We start from the raw sequence: 16728 nt of genomic DNA, 5'->3' as shown, positions 1-16728 counted from the left end.
TCACCCAGCGATGGACAGTGCGATCCACTGAACGCGTCGTTCAGCAGAGGAAATCTGAGGTTTTATCAATCACCTGCATTGGACAACAGAATCTCCATTTTCATTGCGACCTCGGACTGTCACACTCGTCTGAAGTCCATACCTAAACAACGACAACTTATCCCCACGAAGGGACGAAATCTGCTCTGCTCCGTCCAAAGCTCAGCTCCTGCCAAGTGAGAGGCGAGAAACTTGCACTGAATCAATAACAGTCGTGTTGCCGGTGTGAGCCGGCAAGGGAGGGCTGTCGTGGGAATGCCAAGTACTGCGGAGGGTCAGATCAATATGATTCTTGCCCCCAAGTTGCGAGCCGTCATTGCGGACGATGAACCCCTATCGCGCGAGAAGCTGCGGGTTCTGCTGGAACGAGAATCAGACGTACAGATCGTCGCTGAGTGCAGCGGCGTAGAAGATACGTTAAATGCGGTGCGAAGCCATCATCCCGATGTGCTCCTGCTCGATATCGAACTCGAAGGCGGCGATGGCTTCGACATCATCCGCAGCATTCCCGGTGAGATGCCGATCGTGATATTCACTACCGCCTACGACAGCTACGCTCTCCAGGCCTTCGAGGCGCAAGCCCTCGATTATCTGCTGAAGCCATTCGATCAGGAGCGCCTGCATCGCGCATTGGAACGTGCCAAGACTGAGATGACGAAGTCGGCCAAGGGCGCGCTGAACGACAACCTCGCCAGCCTGCTCTCGGCAGCACGGAAGCCCCACGCGGAGAATCGGCTCATTATCAAGTCAGGCGGACGCGTAGTATTCATCCAGCTCGACGAGCTTGATCCCTCGCAATTCATCCGCATTCACCGCTCATTCATCGTGAATGTAAGCAAGATCAAGGAGCTCCAGCCCTGCAACAACGGAGAGTTCATGGTGTCACTGCGTAACGGCAAAGAACTCCCGTGCAGCCGCTTCTATCGCCATGCCCTGGAGTCGCTCTGGAAGGGAACTCAGTAGGATTCCAGGCGAATCGCCAGACTAAGAACAGCGAAAGTAACAGTGAACTTTTAGTTTTCACCGGACGGTTTCGAATTCTGCCCAGAATTCGCAAAACTCGATTTCAGGAACACTGAATTAGCAGTGAATTGCTTTTTATCATCAGCTCCCGTTTTCCGGCCTGCTCCGACATTGCAACTGGCTGAATTCGCGCTATAGTGTGGCCGTGAACCGTACGGACACGCTAGCCGAAGTTCCTCACCGGAAGCCAGAGGATTCCAGCGCTACCTGTTATTGTCCGAACTGCTCATCGCGGCTCGAAGATTCACGCTGCAAGATGGTGTGCAGGAACTGTGGATTCTTTCTGAGCTGCTCAGACTTCTACTGAGTTGATCGCTGCCAACACACGCCATCTCAGGACAGCAGGCAATCGTCCCTTCAGCAAATGGCGTCTCATCAGAACGCATGTTGAATTCTCCTTCCACCTCCTGGCAGTGAGCTTTGTCTCCTTCAGCACGACCCGCATTGCGGGGCCATTTTTCTGCGTGAAACGCAGACGCATCGTAGAGCGGGCATCCTGCTATCGTTAATGAAGACGAAGCTATGAACGAGCTCAGACTTCTCACCATCCTCGCCTCCATGACTGCAGCTGTGTCTTTCGCCGCTCACTTCTCGGGCGCGCAAACGCAGAAGCCAACTACGTTCAGCGACTATCGCACGCAAGCTCCAGGCGTTTGGCACAAGATCACGGTCGCCGATCTTCCTGAACCCTACGCAACCAAAGCCGTAGACAACGGCCCTCCCGGAAGAGGACCACAAGGCGCGCTGGCCTCGCGCCCGAAGGACGTCTGGCCCAAAGCTCCTGCCGGATTCAAAGTGGAACTCTACGCAACGGGCTTGCGAAATCCTCGCGAGCTTCGCACCGCGCCCAACGGCGACCTGTTTCTGGCGGAAAGCGAACCCGGCGTTATCATGGTCTTCCGGGGCATCACCAAAGACGGCAAGGCCGAGCGCACTGAGACTTTTGCCACAGGTCTAAACAAGCCGTTTGGGATCGCGTTCTATCCCGTCGGACCCGATCCTCAGTGGATCTACATTGGGAACACCGACTCGGTCGTTCGCTTTCCCTATAAGAATGGAGAACTCAAAGCGAGTGGCCCCTCGCAGAAGATCGCCGATCTTCCCGGCGGGGGACGCCTTCGTGGCGGAGGTCACTGGACACGGGATATTGCTTTCTCCCTCGATAGCAAGAAGATGTACGTCTCCGTCGGCTCGCATTCCAACGTCGACGACACCGACAATAATCCCACGGAGTCCGAACGCGCCGACGTTCTCGAGTTCAATCCCGATGGCTCGGGACGCCGCGTCTTCGCCTCCGGCATTCGCAATTGCGTCGGAATTGCCGTCAATCCCAAAACGGGCGAGCCGTGGTGTTCCGTCAACGAACGTGACAACATCGGCGACGATCTTCCGCCGGAGTACATCACGCACGTCAAGGATGGAGGCTTCTACGGCTGGCCCTGGTATTACATCGGCGGCCATCAGGACCCGCGTCATAAAGGAAAGCACCCGGAGTTGAAGGACAAGGTCGTCGTTCCCGACGTCCTGGTGCAGCCGCATAATGCGTCGCTCGAGATGGCGTTCTATGAAGGCAAGCAGTTTCCCGCACAGTATCAGGGAGACATCTTCGCCTCCGAACACGGCTCCTGGAACCGCAAACTACGGACTGGCTACGAAGTAATCCGCGTGCCCCTGCATCAGACCGGCCACGCAGGGGGCGAATACGAGGACTTCCTCACCGGCTTTGTAACTCCAGAAGGCGACGTTTGGGGACGTCCAGTAGGAATCGCAGTAGCGCCCGATGGGTCACTGCTAGTAAGCGACGACGGATCAGAATCGATCTGGCGGGTGAGCTATTCCGGAGGTAGATAGTCTCGCACTTTTGGTGGGACGACTGAGAGTGGTCCACCACGATCGAGTGATGGGCTGACGAAAAAAGTTCAGAGTCTCCCTTCCAGCCGGACGGGTGAGAGTCTTCTGCGTTATAAGGGAAGGCTCATATCGCGCAGAGGAAGGCAGGCCAATCGTCCGGATCAAGGCCGCACTGAATGCGTCACTGCTCCCTGCGAATCGGTCAGCCGTACCGAGCTAATGGCGCGTGATCCCGCTATTCATTTGTACGCCCCGAGGAGATGCTTTGGCTGGCACTGGGCCCTGTTTGGGACCCAAATTGAACATCGGTTGCGATTCTATTTCACCATTGCCCTGACAGGCGTGACAGGTTCGACCGTTTCCATCGGTGCAGCGCCCTTTGCAGACGGGACACCTTTGTTTCATTGACATGACAACATCATACCTGAGTCCAGGGATGTCCAGCGCCTTCTTACGCCACTAAACCGTTTTGATCTTGCTTTTCCACGCGGACGCTGCCATGATGGCGATCCCTTTTCGCACCAATTTGGGAACGGAACATTCTCTGACCGGCCTGGCCGGCATGGAATGAAAGGAGTGTCACGTATCGTGCCTCGCATAGGGACGAAACTCACTCGCGCCGGATTATCTGTTGTCCGCTATGCCTTACCCAGCAAGATCACTACTCACCTTCTCCGCTCTGAAGGTCGCACAGTTTGCGGCGTGAAGACTGCAGGATCGCGCTGGAAGCGCGGCGGCACCTTTAATCCTGAGCACGATTGCAAACGCTGCGCCAAACGCTTTCGTCGAGGAGTGGAAAATGTGCTGACCTACTGTCCCAAATGCGCACTGGATCTAAACGCCAGCTTCGAGCTCCAACCCGACCGCAAATGCCAAAACTGCGGCTTGCAATGGACGTAGCCGGAACGCCAGACTGTCTTAATTTCATAAACGGATTCAATTTCTAAGTGGCTTTTTGAAACTTCAGGAAAGTGGAGCCTGCCCTGCTCTACTTATCCGTCACTGTTTCGCTTACGCCGACGATCCTGGAATCGGTGCGGAATTTTTTGTAGTCGCGGAAGCTTTGTTCGGCGTCCATGTTGAAGTTCTTGAGCAGAGCGACGCGTACGTCGATTTTGAAATTGAGCTGGCGCGGTAGCCAGACCTCGTCGTTGATGCGCGTTTGCTCGATCATGACGTGCGAGCCCTTGTGGATGCGGGCAAGGAACAATCCCCAGGAGACGGTGTCGAGGGCTTCGACGTCCATCTTTGACATCTGCAGGTCGGCCTTGTCGATCCAGATGCGGCCGTGAAATTTGGGCAGGTAGTTAGCGTATTTCATGTGCGGCACGAAGCCGGCACGAGGCTCGGCGGAGATCGCCCACGCTTCGCGGTCGCCCACTAGCTCGGTGCCGAGCAGAGTGAAGTTGTAGGCGTTGACGATCTCGCGTTCAAACTGGCGTCCTTCTTCGCGATCTTTGGCCTCGCGCTCAGCGCGTTTCTGGCGGTCTCTGTCCAATTCGTTTTTACGCTTGTTAATGATCTTCTGGATCTTCTCTTCTTCTTTGGCCGCTTCCTTTTCTGAGATCGGCTTGTCATCTTTTTCGATCAGTTTCTGCACCTGCTCGCCGTAGATATTCAGGACTTCATATGTCCTGGTCTCCGTAAACTTCGTGTTTCCCTTGCCGTCCAGATGATTCTCGACATCGCGTTCGATGTAGGTGTAGTTGCGCTGCTTTTTGTCGTTCTCGATGTCGTTATCGGTGACTTTCTGAATCAGGTTTCGAATCTGTTCTGCGCTGAGCGATCCCGACACAGAAGGCAAGTCGGGAGCGGGCTTTCTGGTCGAGACCGAGGTTGCGTCGGAATCTTTGATCAGCGAGTGCGCCGGAGAGGGCTGAGCCATAGTGCTGGGATGAACCGCGAAAGTCGCTATGCCCAAAATGAAAAGAGCGAAACCTGTGCGCCTCGTCGGCATGTTATTCAAAATACGCATAGTCATTGAATGTTCCTATAAAACATATGAGCGGGCGAATCGGGTGCTGACCCGCTTCGCTGGGATTAATCACCTTACGGCAGTACACCTGAATGCTAGACGGATGTAGAGATCCGAAATTAGCACTAGCACTTTGTGATTCCTCAAATACGTCCGGAGAAAGGTTTGGGGGCAAACAGATTCTCTATGATTAGCGGCAAGTACCGAGCGTGGAGCGCACGTCATGTTACCAGCCCAAAAGAATGAAGCTGAGAGGGACCATTTTGGACGATGGGCGTAAAATAAAGCTATGTCGCGACTGGTGATAGCGGCCGCCTTGGTTTTCGCTGTGGGGGTCCCTATGCACGCGCAGCGTGGGATGCGCGGTGTCGGCGGCGCTAGAGTTGCGATGGGTCGCAGTGCGCCACCGATGGGCATTGCTCCAGCCACTCAGCGGCAATTCTTTGCTCCCCACCCTGCGATGATGACTGGATCTCGAGTGCCGTTCGCTCCTCAACGGCGGAGTGTCATGCCCTTTGCCCACATCAATAGTGCACCGATCTTCAGGACCCACGCCTTCGGCAGCCGCTTCGATCATGGTTTTCATCGCCGACGCGTTTTCGTGGTCGCCTCTCCTTATTACTACCGCTCCTATTGGCCATACTATTACAGCGATTACGGCTATCCGTATTACTCATTCAGCTCGTACTCATCTGAGCCGGCGCCGGCCAACAACAGCTCTTACGCCGATCTCAGCAATCAAATGAGTCAGCTCGACTCAGAAGTCCGACAGCTCCGGGATGAGAACGATTCTTTGCGCTCAGCGCTCGAGGAACAACGTCGCCCAGTAGCTCCGCCCAGTCCAGCCGGAGCCAAGCCCGCGGATGAGCCTGCTACGGTGATTGTTTATCGCGACGGTCATCGCGTCGAAGTCCAGAACTACGCGATTGTGGGATCGACGCTTTGGCTGCTATCAAACGCTCGCGCCACCAAGGTGCCGCTCGCTGATCTCGATATCAACCAGACAGTCAAAGCAAACGAAGATCGCAGCGTGAATTTCCTCGTTCCGAAATAGGTCATTCGTTTCCAGTGCGATCGATAGCTTTCTTCAACGCTATCTTGTCCAACATCGGTAGTGCTAAAGAGAGGAGGAATCCGATGCGCCGGTCCAGGATGGTGAATGCGTCGCGGAACGCTCGCGTAATTTGTTCTGGAGTTCCGGCAACCATGCGGGATCCGGAACTCCCCAATGTGCCATCATTGGCTGACCTAGCCAAACAGGGCAAATCTCCTTGGCAGCATTGTCGCAAACAGTAAATATAAAAGCTCTGGAGCTTTGGGCACGGCAAATTCATTCCAGCTCTTGCTCTGCAAGCTCTCATCGACTCGTGGCCATCTGAATCTGCCGCAGGGCTTCGCAATGGACCCCCGCTCGATGACTTCCCTCGCTGAAGGCGCGGAATTGCGGTTCGCCCCGGTGACGCAGAATAGCTTCTGCCATGATTGAACGCGCGGAGTTGCCGGTGCAGAGAAAAAGCACGTTATAGGTTGGCTTCATAATGGGCTATTGCAGCAGTTCGGCCCACAGCCGCAATCAGGCTTCTGTGCGCGAACGAAGGCGCTGATGAACTTGCCTTCAACTTGAGAGGCAATGGCGTCCACGTTTACTCCCTCTGCATTGAGAAAAGCCCGGGCATCTCCGATGTTGTAAATGCGGGTTGGTTCGATCTCGATGGAATCGAATCCTGCCTGCTTGAGCTTTGCAATGTAATCGTCGTCGCGCAGCGCGCCGGCGATGCAGCCTACCCACAGCAACATGCTCCTTCTCACCTGGTCGGGAACTTCGCCGCGCACGACTACATCCGAAACAGCGAATCTGCCGCCAGGCTTGAGAACCCGAAACACTTCCCGCAGCACCTTGTCCTTATCAGCGGAGAGATTGATTACGCAGTTCGAGATGATGACGTCCACCGAACAGTCAGGCAATGGAATATTCTCGATTTCCCCTTTCAGGAACTCCACGTTGGTTAGGCCAGTCTCTTTCTGATTTTCGCGAGCCAGGGCGAGCATGTCGTCAGTCATGTCAAGTCCGTAAGCTTTCCCAGTTGGGCCCACTCGCCTGGCGGAAAGCAGCACATCGATGCCGCCGCCGGAACCGAGATCCAAAATGGTCTCGCCCGGCTTCAGTTCAGCGAGCGCGGTGGGATTGCCACAGCCGAGCGACGCCTTTAGGGCCGCGTCAGGCAGAACGGATTTTTGCGGGCCGTCGTAGAGATCGCGGGTAATTGGATCAATTTCCGTGCCGCAGCAGGAGGGAGCGCAGCAGGTCGCCGATTCTCCCGACGTGACACGACGCGCCACTTCGCCGTACTTCATTTTCACTTCGTCTTTGATTGCATTGGTCATGCTTTCCTCGTATTCGCTTGGGCGAATACATCGAAGTTACTCTTCGGCAACGTATCTGTCAAGGCGAATATATATAATGGACGAATGCATGAGGGCACAAACCGGAGTCTGCGGCTGGATCAGTTATTCCGCGCTCTTGCGGATCCGACGCGATTGCGAATTATCAACCTGATGGATGAGCAGGAGGTTTGCGTTTGCTATTTCACTCAGGTGATCGCAGCGCCACAACCGAAGATCTCGCGGCATCTTGCCTATCTGCGCCGCCTCGGGATCGTGGGAGCCCGTCGGCAAGGGAAGTGGATGCATTATCGCCTGCTTATGCCTCAGGAGCCGCATGCTGCTTCGATCCTGGAGAGCACTTTGCAGGCCCTACGGCAGGACAAAGCCATGCAGCGCGACCGGGCTCGGTTGCAGCGAGCCTGCTGCGGACCGAATAGCCTCGTGCAAGTGATCGGCGCACCCATGCCGGCGCGGATCAGTGGTGTGATTGGTTGAATCGCACAAAAAAGCCCCGCCTAGGCAGGGCTTTTCATTTCGGGAGGAGACTACTGGTTCACTGGAATCTTGATGATCTTCTTTTGAATTGCATAGGTAACCAGTTGCGCCTTGTTGTGGATGTCGAGCTTGCGCATCAGGTTGAACTTGTGCGCTTCGACGGTTTTCACGCTTAGGCCGAGGATAACTGCAATTTCCTTTACGGAATTGCCTTCCGCAAGCAGTTTGAGAATCTCGCGCTCCCGCGGAGTCAGCGTGGAAATTCGCGGCCGCATACGCGTATCTCGCACGCGCGAACGAAAATCTTCGACCAGCTTGCCGAGCACTTGCGAGCTCAGGTACTTGCCACCTTTGTAGACATCGCGCACCGCGGTCAGCAGTTGCGGGGCCGGCGTGTCCTTCAACACGTATCCGGCGGCTCCTACTTCGAGACATTGCACGAGGTAATCTTCGTCCTCATACATGGTGAGGAAGAGGATCTTGGTTTCTGGCCGATTCTTGCGGATCTGACGAGCGGCCTCAAAGGACGAGAGTCCGGGCATGCCGATGTCCATTAGTACGATATCGGGACGCAGCTCTCTGGCCTTCTCGACTGACTCGCCTGCATCTGAGGCTTCGCCGACTACTTCGAAGTCCGATTCGGTTTCCAGCAGCCGCCGTACGCCTTGACGGAAGAGTGTGTGATCGTCAGTTAGCAAGCATCTGATTTTTGGCATGCGATTCCCTGTTTAACAAAACTCCTTACGCTCACGCTGTCTGCGACATGGCTTCGTCGTACTGTCTGGCCGGTACCATGATCTCGAGTCGCGTCCCTTTGCCTTTCTCAGACTGGACGCGGACCTCCCCATCCAGAGAAGCTATCCTCTCTTTGATTCCGGCCAGGCCAAACGAGTGGCTTCGCGGAGTATTAACCTTTGATGGCATGCCGATACCGTCATCTTCAATAGTCAGATAGACGGCGTTCTCATGCCGGCTCATTTGCACGGAGGCACATTTGGCCTGCGCGTGTTTTGCAACGTTGTGCAGTGACTCCTGAACCACCCGGTAGATAGCCGCTTCGATTTCCGGGGCAAGACGGCCAACGTCTTCGTTGATGGCGACGCGAACCTTGATCCCTGTGGCTTTGGCCACATCTTTTGCTTCTTTGCGGATAGCAGCAACCAGGCCGAGTTCCTGCAGCATGAGCGGAGACAGACGCGCAATGATGCGGCGTATGCCTTCGATGGTTCGATCGACGACACCGACGGTTTCGCGGATTTTGCCTTTCGCTGTGCGGCCGGTGAGCTGCGCTTCAAGCATGCCGAGATACAGACGGATCACCATCAGCGATTGCCCGGTCTCATCGTGGAGCTCGCGGCTTATGCGTTTGCGCTCGTCTTCCTGCGCTGCCAGCAAGTGAGCGGAGAGTTCGGCGATTCGGGCTTCGCGAGCGCGCAGTTCCTCGGTCATTTGGGCTCGCTCGATGGCCATCACGGTGCGATCGCCGATCGCCCGCATGAGATCGCGTTCGTTGGGCAGCCACTCATATGGCCGCGCAAAGCCGAGGACCATAGCTCCGATGACATTCTTTCCAGATTTGAGGGGCACTCCCCAGAGCGACTTTGCGCGTTCTTTGATTCCGTCGTGAAGTATTCGGGAATCGCTGGCGACGTCAAGGATCATGTCCGGCTCGCCGGTTGACACTAGGCTGCCACAGAAACCTTGGCCGAGTTCGAATTCGGTATCGTCCGGGACGAGGCCTTCGACCCCCAGGGAGCATTCCAATTTGAATCCGTCGCCCTCCGGCTTGCGTAACAGAATCGCTGCCATAGACGCGCCGAAGTTGGCGCTCGTGATCTCAAGCACCTTCTCGAACATCGCGCCGATATCACCGGACCCAAGTTCTGCGTCGAGCACACGCAAGAGAGTCGCGAATTCGCGTGTCTTGGCGTCAAAATACGCGCCAGAGACGGTAACGAACGTGGCTGATTTGAGAACATCGAGCGTTGCGATCACTTCTTTTAACCTTGCCCCGAATAGGCCACTTAGGTAGGGCTCACAAAGCTCCTGATAGATCTCTAGCGAGCGCGCGACGGCTCGCGTGTCCACTTGCAGCTTGGCCAGCCGCATGCCGAAGTAATCAACGTTTTCGAAAAATCCAGCAAGATCGTTATGAGAGAAGAAGGAATGAGCGGTATTAAGGCTAAGCCGCTCAAGAGCTCCTAGTTCGCGCCTGGCAAAGCCGAACTCTGTCGCAATCTGCTCGCGCCACTTTTCCGTTACATCGGTGTAATAGGGATTGAGCGTACTCAGGATTTCAACAAGCAGTTCGCGCGAGCTGTCCTTGAGTGACAGAACTGAGGACAAAATCAGACTCCCGGGACGGCGGCAAGCGGTTTTTATTCCAGTTAACTACCACTCACCAAGTTAACTACAATTTTAACGGACTCTCTAAGGTTTTGTCATTAGGAGGACCAAATCTTATTAACCGTTTGATTATACGGAGAATATCTGAGGCAGGTAAGAGCGGCTCGGCTGCCAATCACGTACCCGAGGTCCTGCTTGCATCGTGTTGATTAGCCGTGCACAATGACACCGCCACGCACAAAAATTTACATGCTCTGGCGCCTCTTTACGGCGCTGATTTTCGTCTTCTTGGATACAGTTCTGAACGGGTGACTTGCAATGAAAAGCTCAGCTAAGTTCTTTGTCATCAGCGCGGTTGTTTCCGCGTTGTTCGTTTGCTCCTCGGCTGCACAGGAACCTGTGCAGGATGGCTCACAGCGTCCCCATCGCCGAGGCGGACAAGGGGCAGGGGAATTCCGCCGTGGCGCCTTCGGTGAGGTGACCGAGATAAACGGCTCGACTGTGAAGATTAAGCTGCCGAATGGTTCGATCGGCACCGTTAATACCACATCTAACACTCGCTTCAGGAAAGACGAGCAAGAGGCCAAGCTCTCCGACTTCAAAGTCGGGGATCACATCTTCGTACGTGGCGAATCCACGGGCGAAAACACATGGACAGCCAACGCGATTGGCTCCGCACCATCCCAAGCCCAGGTCGAGGAGCGCATGGGCAAGACGATCGTCGTGGGAGAAGTGAAGTCGATTGATGCTCCCAAGCTCACGATTGCCCGCACTGACGGGATGACGCAGACCATCGAGGCAGACGAAAACACGTCGTTTCGGCGTGGACGCGACGAAAGCATTACTCTGCCGGACATCAAAACTGGAGACGCGGTGTTCGCTCGCGGCGAAGTTAAGAATGGCGTGTTTGTCCCGGCGAATGTTAGCGTCCTAGATCCCGAAATGGTTCGTCGTATGAAGGAGCGCGGTGGGATGATGGGCTTCGAAGGAGGGTTCGGACGAGGATCAAGTCAGGGCGGAGCCGCGGATCACTCAAATGCGGGCCAGCAGCAAGCTCCAGCGCAGGTTCCCAAGTAGTACCCGATGAAAATACGTTGCTTCCACACAGCGGCACTCGGAAACGCGGTCTGCTTGATCGCTCTCCTTGGCACGCCAGCGTTTTGTTTGCCTCAGACTCAAGCACCTTCTGGCGAGACTACTGCCAGAGTGGATGCTCCTGTGAGTGATTCGCCGAACCTTGCGCCGCAATTCCTTGTGCGCGGGATGGTGAAGTCTGCGAAGACCCCTCTTCCCGGAGCTGCGGTCAGTGCCTCCAATACTCTGACGGGAAAGAAGGTCTCCTCCGCAACCGCCATTGATGGCTCCTTCACACTTGCGTTGCCATCGCGTGGCCGATACGTAATCAAAATTGAGCAAGCTGCTTTCGCTGCCATCACTAAGGAAGTAGTGATTACGCCAGAGACGCCGCAAGCGGCGGTAGATGCGGATCTCATGCTCGCGTCGCGCGCACAGATTCTCGCTGCACAACAAGCTGCCGGCACTCAGCAACAGATTGCAACTGCATTAGCGAACCGAGGCATGCAGAGTTTGGCCGTCACTGAATCGGACACCGGGGCTGTTCCCGGATCGGGAGCAGCGAATGACAATTCGGTCGCCAGTGGCTTGCCCCCGAATGGAGCGGGCAGCGATGCGCCGACCGAATCCGTCTCGATCACGGGCGCTATGGGACAGGCGCAGAATTTCGGCATGAATCCGGATGAGCTTCAGGATCGAATTCAGGAATTCCGCGATCGCATGCAGCGGGAAGGCGGTTTCGGCGGTGGCGGAGGTCCACTGATCCTCGGCGCCGGGGGGCCAGGCGGTGGTGGCGGCTTTGCTGACGGCCCGGGCGGCTTCATGCTCGGTGGGCGAGCGGGCAGATTCAACATTAATCAGCCGCACGGCTCCATCTTCTACAGCACTGACAATTCCATCTTCGATGCGGCTCCTTATGCGCTGAACAGTGGCACAAACTTGCTTCGCGGACCGCAGCAAAAGCCTGAGTACGATCAGAACCGCTTCGGAGTTACCCTGGGTTCACCGCTTCACATTCCGCACCTCGTGAAGGACGACAAGACGTTCGTTTTCCTCAATTGGACCGGTGGGCGAAACCAAAATCCTTACGACCAGTTCTCTACCGTTCCGACGTTAGCTGAGCGTCAAGGCAACCTCTCATCGTTTCCAACCCAACTTGTAGATCCGCGAACGAATCAGCCGATCCCTGGCAACGTGGTTACGAATATTGATTCGGCTGCCCAGGCGCTGCTGCCGTTCATTCCTCTGCCAAATCTTCCGGGAACGACGAGGAATTTCCATTTCGTTACCGCGCTTACTCAAAACAACGATCAGATCGCTGTACGTGTGATTCACAACTTTGGCGAAGGCGCTACTTTCATGCCCTTTGGAGGAAACGCTGGCGGCAGCGGTGGCCGAGGGGGACGCAGACGAGCTCGCAACAACATCAATTTCAATTTGAACTATAGCGATTCCCAGAGCCAGGTATCGAATCCTTTTCCTACTCTACTCGGCAATACCGACACTTCGGGGATCAACACAGGCGCTGGATGGATAGTCAGCAGGAACCGGCTAACGAATAATCTCCACTTCAACTACAACCGCAGCCACACGCAGCTCAGCAACCTCTATCAGAACAAGGTGAATGTAGCTGGCATGGCAGGAGTTACAGGAACGTCGCAGGATCCGTTTGATTACGGTGTCCCTGTTCTTTCTTTCACAAGCTTTCAAAGTGCTCGCGATACAGGCGCAACGTTGAGCAACAACCAGACATTCTCGTGGTCTGACAGTGTGATCTGGCGGCTCGGCAATCATAATCTGCGGCTCGGCGGTGATTTCCGCCGAATTTACAACGACCTGCGTACCGAACAGAACGGTCGGGGAAGCTTTACGTTCAGTGGGACTGGCTTTACAAGCGGCTTTGACTTCGCCGATTTCTTACTTGGCCTGCCTCAGCTCACGTCGATCCAGGGTGGGACTACCACATACGAATTCCGGCAGAATTCCTGGGATTTGTTCGTGCAGGACGATTGGAGGGCCACCGGCAATCTGAGTTTCAATTTTGGACTGCGGTGTGAGTATGTCTCTCCGTTTAGCGAGGCTAACAATCGGCTCGTCAACCTGGACATTAATCCCACGATCACTGCCGTGAGTCCAGTTTTCCCGGGCACATCGGGACCCTTCACGGGAGGATTTCCCATTACGGTAGTCCAGCCCGATCGCAACAATTTCGCTCCTCGAGTCGGCATCGCCTGGAAGGCAGCGAAAAAAACGGTTTTGCGTGCCGGTTATGGCATCAACTACAACACCGGCCAGTACGGCAGCATCGTACAGAACCTCGCATTTCAGCCTCCGTTTGCTTTTACCTCGACCAATGTGACTTCGGCTGCTTCGCCGCTTACGTTGGAAAACGGATTTCCGCCTCCTACGGCGGCGGTCACCAACAACTTCGCGGTCGATAGGAATTACAAGCTCGGATATGTGCAGATTTGGAACGTTGACATTCAAAAGGAGCTTACGCCTTCGCTACTCCTGAATATCGGATATAACGGCGCGAAAGGCACCGCTCTCGACATCGAACGCGCTCCGAATCGACTGCCGGACGGCGGTCTGCGCATTGCTGGCGTTCAGCCCTTCATTCTCGAGACCTCGCAGGGAGATTCGATACTGCACGCAGGGAGCGTTCGCATACGCAAACGGCTCCGACATGGCATTTCCGCGCAGGGGACGTATGTTTTTTCGAAGTCGATTGATAATGCCTCCAGCATTGGCGGCGGAGCGGTAGTGGTTGCGCAGAACGATCAGGACCTTGCTGCTGAGCGAGGACTCTCCAGCTTCGACCAGCGCCACCGCTTTACCGGCAATTTCCTGTATGAGCTGCCATTCGGCACGGGCAAGAAGTGGCTAAACAATCAGGGCGCGATGAAGGAGGTCTTTGGCGACTGGCAGTGGAGCGGGGACTTCACAATTGCGTCGGGACTACCGTTCACGCCGCGCATTCTCGGTGCCCTTTCCGACATCAGTCAGGGCGTAAACGGTACGCTGCGCGCGAACGTAGTCGGAGACCCGACGGCAGGAACTTGTCCTAACGGATTTGCGATCGGAACGATCAATTGCTGGTTTAATACCGCAGCATTTGTGCAGCCAGCTTCCGGTCAATTTGGCGATGCACAGCGAAACAGCATTCGCGGCCCTGGCCAGCTTATTTTCGACATGTCGGTGAGCAAAACATTGCTGGCGAAGGACACACGTGCTCTTGAACTGCGAATCGGCGCGAACAACGTCTTTAACCGGCCGCAATTCACCACCATCGACACGGCTTTGAACTCCCTAACCTACGGCCAGGTAATCAGCGCTGGGGCAATGCGGCGTGTCACGCTGAGCGCGAGGTTCAGGTTCTAATGCAGCCGTCGCTTTCATCTGAGATCATAGCGTTGATCCTGAGTTTGTTCATCGCCGCGCCGTCTCTCCCGGCGCAGGATGCTCAACCTCAGACGCCTTCTCCTGACGATTATAGAATTCGCGTCACCAGCGATCTGGTGCTCACGAATGTGGTTGTTCGCGACAAGCAGGGGAACCTCGTTCGTGGCGTCACCCAGGACGCGTTCAGTATTTACGAAGATGGCCAGCAGCAGCGCATCTCAAGCTTTGATTTTGAAAACGTGGATGCGTTGGCGACCGCGGGCGCAGCCGGTCCCACGGTAAGTGGTACGGCTGCCCCGATGAGGATCATTGGCAGTAAAGAGTCAGTAAACAAAGAGCAGCTTAAGAATCATCGCCTAATCGTGCTCTTCTTCGACTTCAGCGCGATGGAGCCTGACGACATCGATCGCGCGGTGTTTGCCGCACAGAAGTACGTTGACAAGCAGATGGCGCCCGCGGACCTGGTCTCTGTCATCTCTTTGGCTTCCTCGATGCGAGTCGATCAGGATTTCACGAACGACAAGACGCGGTTGAAATCTGTGCTGGCCGGCTACACCTCAGGCGAAGGTCAAGGATTCCAGAGCGGTGACACTGGCAGCGCAGACGGCACTCCCGATACCGGCGGTTCGTTCGTTGCCGACGACTCCGAGTACAACCAGTTCAACACCGACCGCAAACTGCAGGCAATTCAGTCTGTGGCAAAGGCGTTATTGAAGATCGATCAGAAGAAGTCGATCATTTATTTCAGCAATGGCGTGAGCCGCTCGGGAATTGAGAATCAGGTTCAACTGCGAGCGACAACGAATGCTGCGGTGCAGGCAAACGTCGCTCTGTACACGCTGGATGTCCGAGGTCTGCAAGCATTTGCCGCTGGCGGCGAGGCGCAAAACGCAAGTTTGCGCGGACGGGCTGCGTACTCCGGTCAGTCAGTACTCGATCAGTTCAGCAGCAATGCCGACAGTCAGGAGACACTCACAACTTTGGCGGGGGACACCGGTGGCAAAGCCTTTCTCGATTCCAACGACCTGAGCGGAGTGTTCACTGCCGTGCAGCGGGACACCTCGGCTTATTACGTGATCGGTTATCGCAGCTCGAATCCTGAGATGAATGGAAAGTTTCGCCGCGTGAAAGTAGTATTGAACCGTCCCGATCTGAAACTCGAATACCGCAAAGGCTATTTTGGTCCTAAGGACTACGCGCACTTCAACAAAGAAGACCGCGAGCAGCAGATGCTCGATGAACTTGCTTCAGAACTTCCTGAAATCGATGTCGCTGTCTACATGGCAGCGGCTTATTTCCGCATGGACGATGCGCATTATTACATTCCGGTTTCAATCGTGATTCCCGGATCGCAAATTCCATTTGTCACCGAGAAAGACAAGGATCGCGCGACCATCGACATCATCGGAGTTGTGCAGGATGAACTCAAACATGCGATCGGCAATGCCCGAGAGACGGTGAAGCTGGTGGTCGACGAATCGCGCCAAGTGCGCCACAAGAACGTTCAATACAACACGGGCTTCGTGCTCCCTCCAGGGAAGTTCCACCTTAAGTTTGTAGTCCGCGAGAACCAAACCGGGAGACTGGGATCATTTGAGGCTGACGTCACCGTTCCCGATTTGCGCAAAGTGCCGCTCAAGATGAGTTCGATTGTTCTGGCGAACCAGCGAACGCCAGTATCGCAGAAGAAGAACAATCCGAATCCGCTGATTCGCGATGGTCAGGAGTTGGTGCCTAACGTTACGCACGTCTTCACTCCAGATCAGCATCTGTACATGCAATACGAGGTGTACGATCCAGCGAAGGAGAAGCGCGATCAGAGCGCAAATGCCCAGGGACAGCAGGAGAAGCTGCCGAAGAACGCCGTGCATGTGCTCACGAATGTCGAATTTCTACAGGGCAATGCCATGGCGTACTCGACGCCGCTGGTAGAGGCGCGCGAGATTAACGCGCCAGAACGTAAGGCTGCTGTGTTCCAGTTAGATGTACCGTTGTCGCAGCTTCGTCCCGGACTTTATACCTGCCAGGTGAACGTAATAGATGATGCTGGTGGAAGCTTCTCGTTTCCGCGGCTCGCGATTCTTGTGCGACAGCCGACAAATGTGGCCAACGCTTCCTCGGGAGGTAACTAACAAGTG

13 protein-coding genes and 1 pseudogene are annotated in these 16728 nt (G+C 55.4%); 8 read left to right on the top strand and 6 right to left on the bottom strand.

Annotated features, from left to right (window positions below):
• The first annotated feature begins 294 nt into the window (after positions 1-294).
• Positions 295-1002: a hypothetical protein gene (locus DMG62_10900; GenBank protein PYY22982.1), complete on the top strand. Its 708-nt coding sequence runs from the start codon at positions 295-297 to the stop codon at positions 1000-1002.
• A 352-nt stretch (positions 1003-1354) separates the two neighbouring features.
• Here DMG62_10900 and DMG62_10895 read toward each other — a convergent pair whose 3' ends face one another.
• Positions 1355-1543: a hypothetical protein gene (locus DMG62_10895; GenBank protein ID PYY22981.1), complete on the bottom strand. Its 189-nt coding sequence runs from the start codon at positions 1541-1543 to the stop codon at positions 1355-1357.
• Between the two features lie 41 nt (positions 1544-1584).
• Here DMG62_10895 and DMG62_10890 point away from each other — a divergent pair, with 41 nt between their 5' ends.
• Positions 1585-2913: a sorbosone dehydrogenase gene (locus DMG62_10890; GenBank protein PYY22980.1), complete on the top strand. Its 1329-nt coding sequence runs from the start codon at positions 1585-1587 to the stop codon at positions 2911-2913.
• A 567-nt stretch (positions 2914-3480) separates the two neighbouring features.
• On the top strand, positions 3481-3813 hold the full coding sequence (locus tag DMG62_10885; GenBank protein PYY22979.1) for a hypothetical protein: 333 nt from the start codon (positions 3481-3483) through the stop codon (positions 3811-3813).
• 88 nt (positions 3814-3901) lie between these two features.
• Here the strand turns inward: DMG62_10885 and DMG62_10880 are convergent, their stop codons facing one another.
• Positions 3902-4894, bottom strand: coding sequence for a hypothetical protein (locus DMG62_10880; GenBank protein ID PYY22978.1), 993 nt, complete (start codon positions 4892-4894; stop codon positions 3902-3904).
• A gap of 352 nt (positions 4895-5246) precedes the next feature.
• Between DMG62_10880 and DMG62_10875 the strand changes: the two genes are divergently transcribed.
• Complete coding sequence (locus DMG62_10875) at positions 5247-5942, top strand: hypothetical protein (protein PYY22977.1); 696 nt, start codon at positions 5247-5249, stop codon at positions 5940-5942.
• 1 nt (position 5943) lies between these two features.
• On the opposite strand, the pseudogene DMG62_10870 reads toward DMG62_10875, so the two are convergent.
• Positions 5944-6425 (bottom strand): annotated as a pseudogene (locus DMG62_10870) (protein-tyrosine-phosphatase).
• A complete protein-coding gene (locus DMG62_10865; protein ID PYY22976.1) occupies positions 6422-7273 on the bottom strand; it encodes an arsenite S-adenosylmethyltransferase in 852 nt (283 codons plus the stop codon). The pseudogene DMG62_10870 and the gene DMG62_10865 overlap by 4 nt, the downstream one beginning before the upstream one ends.
• Positions 7274-7357: 84 nt before the next feature.
• On the opposite strand from DMG62_10865, the gene DMG62_10860 reads away from it, so the two are divergent.
• Entirely contained in the window at positions 7358-7768 is a 411-nt protein-coding gene (locus DMG62_10860; protein PYY22975.1) for an ArsR family transcriptional regulator, read from the top strand.
• Between the two features lie 50 nt (positions 7769-7818).
• On the opposite strand, the gene DMG62_10855 is transcribed toward DMG62_10860, so the two are convergent.
• On the bottom strand, positions 7819-8475 hold the full coding sequence (locus DMG62_10855; GenBank protein PYY23006.1) for a DNA-binding response regulator: 657 nt from the start codon (positions 8473-8475) through the stop codon (positions 7819-7821).
• Between the two features lie 40 nt (positions 8476-8515).
• Entirely contained in the window at positions 8516-10114 is a 1599-nt protein-coding gene (locus DMG62_10850) for a hypothetical protein (GenBank protein PYY22974.1), read from the bottom strand.
• 318 nt (positions 10115-10432) lie between these two features.
• On the opposite strand from DMG62_10850, the gene DMG62_10845 reads away from it, so the two are divergent.
• From DMG62_10845 to DMG62_10835, 3 genes are read left to right on the top strand one after another with little or no spacing between them, the layout of a single operon-like run.
• Positions 10433-11191: a hypothetical protein gene (locus tag DMG62_10845; protein PYY22973.1), complete on the top strand. Its 759-nt coding sequence runs from the start codon at positions 10433-10435 to the stop codon at positions 11189-11191.
• A gap of 6 nt (positions 11192-11197) precedes the next feature.
• Positions 11198-14569 (top strand): hypothetical protein, encoded by a 3372-nt coding sequence (locus tag DMG62_10840; protein PYY22972.1) that lies wholly within the window; start codon positions 11198-11200, stop codon positions 14567-14569.
• On the top strand, positions 14569-16722 hold the full coding sequence (locus DMG62_10835; protein ID PYY22971.1) for a VWA domain-containing protein: 2154 nt from the start codon (positions 14569-14571) through the stop codon (positions 16720-16722). Before DMG62_10840 ends, DMG62_10835 begins: the two co-directional genes overlap by 1 nt.
• The last annotated feature ends 6 nt before the right edge of the window (positions 16723-16728 follow it).

The organism is Acidobacteriota bacterium (assembly GCA_003225175.1).
Taxonomy (GTDB): Bacteria; Acidobacteriota; Terriglobia; order Terriglobales; family Acidobacteriaceae; genus Gp1-AA112.
The sequence above is the reverse complement of the archived record's forward strand: the minus strand, read 5'-3'. Positions and strand labels throughout refer to the sequence as shown.

What these genes read in the sequence shown, in the direction of transcription:
- DMG62_10900 (PYY22982.1), top strand. Translation starts at nt 295, where the DNA reads ATGCCAAGTACTGCGGAGGGTCAGATCAATATGATTCTTGCCCCCAAG.
- DMG62_10895 (PYY22981.1), bottom strand. Translation starts at nt 1,543, where the DNA reads ATGCGTCTGCGTTTCACGCAGAAAAATGGCCCCGCAATGCGGGTCGTG.
- DMG62_10890 (PYY22980.1), top strand. Translation starts at nt 1,585, where the DNA reads ATGAACGAGCTCAGACTTCTCACCATCCTCGCCTCCATGACTGCAGCT.
- DMG62_10885 (PYY22979.1), top strand. Translation starts at nt 3,481, where the DNA reads ATGAAAGGAGTGTCACGTATCGTGCCTCGCATAGGGACGAAACTCACT.
- DMG62_10880 (PYY22978.1), bottom strand. Translation starts at nt 4,894, where the DNA reads ATGACTATGCGTATTTTGAATAACATGCCGACGAGGCGCACAGGTTTC.
- DMG62_10875 (PYY22977.1), top strand. Translation starts at nt 5,247, where the DNA reads ATGCGCGGTGTCGGCGGCGCTAGAGTTGCGATGGGTCGCAGTGCGCCA.
- DMG62_10865 (PYY22976.1), bottom strand. Translation starts at nt 7,273, where the DNA reads ATGACCAATGCAATCAAAGACGAAGTGAAAATGAAGTACGGCGAAGTG.
- DMG62_10860 (PYY22975.1), top strand. Translation starts at nt 7,358, where the DNA reads ATGCATGAGGGCACAAACCGGAGTCTGCGGCTGGATCAGTTATTCCGC.
- DMG62_10845 (PYY22973.1), top strand. Translation starts at nt 10,433, where the DNA reads ATGAAAAGCTCAGCTAAGTTCTTTGTCATCAGCGCGGTTGTTTCCGCG.
- DMG62_10840 (PYY22972.1), top strand. Translation starts at nt 11,198, where the DNA reads ATGAAAATACGTTGCTTCCACACAGCGGCACTCGGAAACGCGGTCTGC.
- DMG62_10835 (PYY22971.1), top strand. Translation starts at nt 14,569, where the DNA reads ATGCAGCCGTCGCTTTCATCTGAGATCATAGCGTTGATCCTGAGTTTG.